Below are 5,104 nucleotides of genomic sequence, written 5' to 3'. Positions count from 1 at the left end.
GAGGGGGATCCAATAGCAATACCCCACCTAGCGACCAAACGCGCTCAATATCAAGTATGAGTGTGGTTAATGATGGCTTTCAGACCTTTAAGCCTCGCGCTCACGATTTGACTGGCTATCGTGCATATTCTAGAGCAGCTATATTCAATACACCTTTAGATAACGGGCAAAGTGCATACGTTTATGAGAACCCTGAAAGCGGTGAAGTAAGCTCGATTAGTTTTAAAGGCGATAATACTGAGAGTGTTGCGACTCCAACTATCGATATGATCGTCGACCTAAATACCACCTACTCCGCAATCAACATGAGCAATGTCACCGTCACCGTGGATGACGTGGTGTATGAAGGCAATTACACCCTCATACAGGACAAGAATACCGGTGATCTTTATCCATTGGTCGAGAGCGGCGTTCCTATCTATAAGAAGGTGGAAGCTGAACATGAGGCTTGGGTCACCAATACACGCTTTTCCCACAACGGAGACAGCACACGTATTTACTTAAGGCACAGTGATGAACTCAGCCTACATAAAGCAGAGCTTATTGATGGTACGTTTGTCATTTCTAAAGTCTTTGATGATTACTTCAGAAACAACGTCATTTTATCAACAGGTGATATTGTCACCGTTCCTTGGAGTGGTGATAGCTTAACGTGGCTAGAACCAGACGGTACCGAGCACAACTTTAGTTACGATACGTCACTGTTGTCTGTTCCATTTCTATACGCAGATAAACTCTATGCAATTCGAGATTCCGATGATGCACTGATCGAGCTTACGTTGAATGGAGCGACCTTAGACCAAACTGATGCTCTATGGACCACCAATGGGTACAGACCGTCCTCCATGAATGTGGTCCGTAGTGATTATAAAATGCATTCAGATTGCTCTGTGTATCAGTTCGATGATACAACCAAAACCATCACACAGCTCGAACCACCGAAAGCGTATAGTGGCCACGTAGCCAATGCAGGCCAAACCTCACTGTACTGCATGTACTCAAGTGCCGATGATAATAGTGCATTACCTAGTTTCATGCGTTTTGATGTCAATAAGGCTGAACTTAACCAACCCGCTACAACGACACTCGATGCTTCTAGTGGTACTAAACTCGATGCCAATGAACGAATGGCCGTCGTCAGCGATAATGAACTGATGTTCTATCAATATCCAAGTGGGACCTTTACCGAGTACTACATCAACTTTGACGCTGGTACTACAGTGGAAAAAGAAGTGAGTTCAATAACGGCTATTAAGATGCAAACCGTCACTCAAAACTAATTATTTAGAAGGATTAATGAGGGCGATGTTCTGCCCTCTTTTTTTAGGTTCGAGAGCACCCAAAACTTCGTGATCTATCGCCGTAGTGCTTGGTCTCAACCTTAGCTAAATAGCTGACTCGTTTAAACAGGCTACCCACCTGTTGGTCAAATTTATCTGAGTTTTGCTCTAACCAATAGGTAGGGTTGTCTGGGAAGTGGACTAAGGTATCACCTTCATTGGCTTTGATATCCAACGCTCGACACCACGCCTTCTTTATCATGTCTGATAAATTGCCTTTTTGATCAAACCTTCCAAGAGAATGGTACACGTCTTTGTTCAATAACAAGACAAGGTGGTAATGGTGACTCAATGACGTGCTTCTTTCTTTACACCAAGCATATCGAACCTTACAACTACGAGCAGTCTGACCTCTACTTTTTTTTCGACTGAGGTCAGCTTGAATCTGAGCATCCAGCGAAGCAATAAAGTTCTTGATGACTCCAGTGTCATCGAACAATAAAGACTTAGCTAAACGTAGGTCTACTCTAATGGCTGTCGTACGAGGGTGTTGTGTGACGGCTTTATCAATCGTGTCATACAGCTTATCAAGGTAGCTAAGAACTAAACCACCTTTTAGCTTTAAGATTGGCAATCCATTGAATGTATCATTGGTCGTTGTTTTAAGTTTTCTCATCATTATACCTTTGGGGTGAATGTCTCTGGTATAGGATGATTGGGAGTGGTTATTTAATGAGGTGAGTATCTTTATTGAATTGGGTTTGGTAAGGGTAAGTTGATGAATGGCATATACGTAATATTACCATACCGCAATAACGATATCTGAACATGCTCCGGACGAATCATTCCATTCTGGTTTTAACCCAAAATACATGATGTCAACGTTACAGCTCAATCAATTCCGGGTAATAAACTCGAAATTCCAGCATTTGAAGTTACTCTGAAATTAAGTTACGTAGCGGCTACATCCCCACCTCTCTAGGATTGCTACTTAGATAATGGGTAAGACTGAACTCTAAGCTCATATTTTACTGTCTTTGGGAAGACTATTTCTTTTTTTAACGAATGGTAATCAGTACTTTCGCCAGACTTTACTTGAGCATCAAGCTCTGACAAATATTGGGCCTTTGTCTTAGTTTCGGGCTTCAAATGTACAAAGAAAAATTTAGAATCAAAATAAAAACCGCATGACAACCCGAAAGACGGAAAGTAGAGACCAAGTTTATCAGAATGATATGACTTCAAGTCATGCAAAATCACATTGATATTTCTAAGTCCATTTGTAACCAAGCATTTTTTACGCAATACCTTCTGTAATGAAAACGATAAATTTAAGGATAGATATAAAATCACTCGTCCTAAAAACACTCTTTCAGATTCTAACTCCTCTAATTTATCTTCTTTCTCGCTTAGATACTTCTCGGAAAACATTGTTCCATTATCAATGTTCTTTTGAAAACACCCATCATCCCAAATGGCCTTCGATACCGCTTCCAATGACGTTTTATCAAAAGTCTCATGATTAAGTGACTGAACTTGATTCCAATAGTTTTCCATAATGAAAACCACTACACGCTCTAATTGCCCCATGATCGGCAAATGAAACTGTGAAACACCGTTGAATGCTTTTGGGTCCAATTGAGCTACCGAGAAATCAAGAATACGCTTTTCATTCCTTTGAGATAATTTTAACGCACCAAACAAAAAAGCCATTTTAAAAGGAAACTCAAAATCAAAATCGATTTCGAGTAACTCTAATTCACTTTCAAACTTAAACGTTAAGAATTTTTCAGGTATCTCATAGGTAAGAGACTCTACGTTATTTATTAAAGTCGCGTCTTTGCTCAAAGGATTGTGTGTACGACCAAAAGGTAGATTATGTAACTCGATAAAGTATCTATTGCTCATTTTACCAAAGTAAGAACGAAAAGATCCGCCTCTTCCAATTGCCTTTATAAAACCAACTTTAAACAAGGCCTCTAACTGTGACTTTAAGCGACTCTCAGAAATCCCCCCCATCAACTCCCTAATTCTTTTATTTGTCAGGTTTCTAACAAAACCGACTTCATTAGAATGCATTACAAAAATGACTATCAAGAGCAAATTGGAGTTTCTCAGCTTAAAACCTCCTTCTGAGTCTTTAAATTTTTCGATTTTCAGTCGTGTATCTAAGGAAAACAGCTCATTCATTATTTTATTCCTAAAGCATGTATTATCTACCGAAAACCTTTCAAGATAATCCAGCTTGAATGTGAACTGCCTTTCTCTCTTAATAGATGAACCAACACTCCCCCGACCTTTTTCTTTAAAAAGCTCAATGACCGTTTGCGTTGTTTTATGAGAAACACCAAAGTCATTTTTCAAACGAGAGGCAGATATATCCACCACTAAATTTGGTGTTCTTATTAAATCTAAATGTAAAGCAAGAGATAGAAATCGACACTCAGGTGAAAGTTCAAGATCTTGGCTCAACAACTCACTAATCAACTTCATAATTCACTACACATACCCTATTTAAAAATCAAAATCTTATAAAGCAAACAATAATAAAACAACTTTAAAATACGGTTTTAAATTGATACAGTCAAATGTCATAGTCACATTTGGACATAAACTCATGAGTGAAAAAACTATTGAAGAGAGAATGAAATGGCTTAACCCTGATGATGAACATTTAGCAGATTGGTTCAGAGCTTATGCAGATAGTCGAGAATGGATCTGCAAATATGTATATAAAGAAGAGCAAAACATTGGCCTAATCAGTAGCAGTAACGCTATATTTTGTGAAAAGTTTTTGAAGAATTGGGCAAGTAAAGGAAGCATTACCAGTAAAGATAAACATAGAATAAACCTCCTAAGAAGTGCTTGGTCTAGTCACAAAAATTCGAAAAGCAAAGTAACCCTATCATTAAGCTCTGAGGCAAAAAAATCGTTAACCTTTTTATCTGAAATTAATGGCATTACCAAAACAGAACTAGTTAAGGAACTATTAATAAACGCCCATGAACTGTTCAAAATACAGAAATCTTTAAAGAAGATACTAAGACGTCAACCCAATGCAAATGAGTTCAATAAGAAGTTTGACTTTTTAAGTGAGATACTTAATCACAGTAGTCTTACGGAAGAGGTTAATAACTTAAAATCAGAAAATAGGCTGTTAAAGCTAGAACTAGCTAAGCTGGGGGGTTGTAAGCCAAGTAGCAAAGAGAACTAAAACTGCTTGTGTTTATCGTTACTACTAAACTGATCTTTTGCTGTAATTAAAGATAAAAATATCCATAGGTACACCACAAGGTACACCGACAAAAATTAAACGCAAAAATAATACGTAATATCATAACCTTATGACATTAATTCAACTTACGCCAGCCCACCAAACGTTTGGAAAGGGCGGTAACTCATTGAGTTATCGCCCTTTTTGTATTTATAATCATTAATTATGCTATTAGTACTAAAAGCAGGTACTAAACGCGCCACCTTTCACTCCCGGTAAAAGGTACCTTGCACTTTCGCTTTCAAGCCCCCTCTCGCTTTCAACACACCTTCAAAAGTCGTAAATAAATCAAACGTAGCCTCCGCACATCCAGCTTGGATGATTATAATGCCTTGCGTTACCATTATTTATTTCTTAATCGCCTGTGCTTTCACTCACAGGGGGACGTACGGTGTAAAGTGCTTTTGATTGCCATGACTTTAGTTTCGAACCATCTCATTGCGCTTCAAAGTCAGTATTTCTAATCAACTTTGTGTGGCATATTTGATCTACTTACGGCTTTGTTTCCTAATTGGATCTCAGATAGAAACGGCCAGTATGGGTGATTATT

4 protein-coding genes are annotated in these 5,104 nt (G+C 38.4%); 2 read left to right on the top strand and 2 right to left on the bottom strand.

Features of this window, described 5'->3' with window-relative positions; all coding sequences use genetic code 11:
* A partial coding sequence (locus AB6E85_RS25650; protein ID WP_372144782.1) for a hypothetical protein occupies window positions 1-1,280 on the top strand: 1,280 nt, incomplete at its 5' end.
* A gap of 43 nt (window positions 1,281-1,323) precedes the next feature.
* On the opposite strand, the gene AB6E85_RS25645 is transcribed toward AB6E85_RS25650, so the two are convergent.
* Both AB6E85_RS25645 and AB6E85_RS25640 read right to left on the bottom strand, forming a co-directional pair.
* Window positions 1,324-1,959: an inovirus Gp2 family protein gene (locus tag AB6E85_RS25645; protein ID WP_371707811.1), complete on the bottom strand. Its 636-nt coding sequence runs from the start codon at window positions 1,957-1,959 to the stop codon at window positions 1,324-1,326.
* Window positions 1,960-2,267: 308 nt separating this feature from the next.
* Window positions 2,268-3,773 carry a hypothetical protein gene (locus tag AB6E85_RS25640; RefSeq protein ID WP_372125501.1) on the bottom strand — a complete coding sequence of 502 codons (1,506 nt, stop codon included), beginning with the start codon at window positions 3,771-3,773 and terminating at the stop codon, window positions 2,268-2,270.
* Window positions 3,774-3,897: 124 nt separating this feature from the next.
* Here AB6E85_RS25640 and AB6E85_RS25635 point away from each other — a divergent pair, with 124 nt between their 5' ends.
* Entirely contained in the window at window positions 3,898-4,494 is a 597-nt protein-coding gene (locus tag AB6E85_RS25635) for a hypothetical protein (protein WP_372125498.1), read from the top strand.
* Window positions 4,495-5,104 lie beyond the last annotated feature (610 nt).

Source organism: Vibrio sp. 10N.247.311.51 (assembly GCF_041467855.1).
Taxonomy (GTDB): domain Bacteria; phylum Pseudomonadota; class Gammaproteobacteria; order Enterobacterales; family Vibrionaceae; genus Vibrio; species Vibrio coralliirubri.
Note: the sequence above shows the minus strand (reverse complement) of the source record. Positions and strands in the feature narration are given on the sequence as shown.

Excerpts from the sequence above, each read along its gene's own strand:
- AB6E85_RS25645 (WP_371707811.1), bottom strand. The coding sequence starts at position 1,959 with ATGATGAGAAAACTTAAAACAACGACCAATGATACATTCAATGGATTG.
- AB6E85_RS25635 (WP_372125498.1), top strand. The coding sequence starts at position 3,898 with ATGAGTGAAAAAACTATTGAAGAGAGAATGAAATGGCTTAACCCTGAT.
- AB6E85_RS25640 (WP_372125501.1), bottom strand. The coding sequence starts at position 3,773 with ATGAAGTTGATTAGTGAGTTGTTGAGCCAAGATCTTGAACTTTCACCT.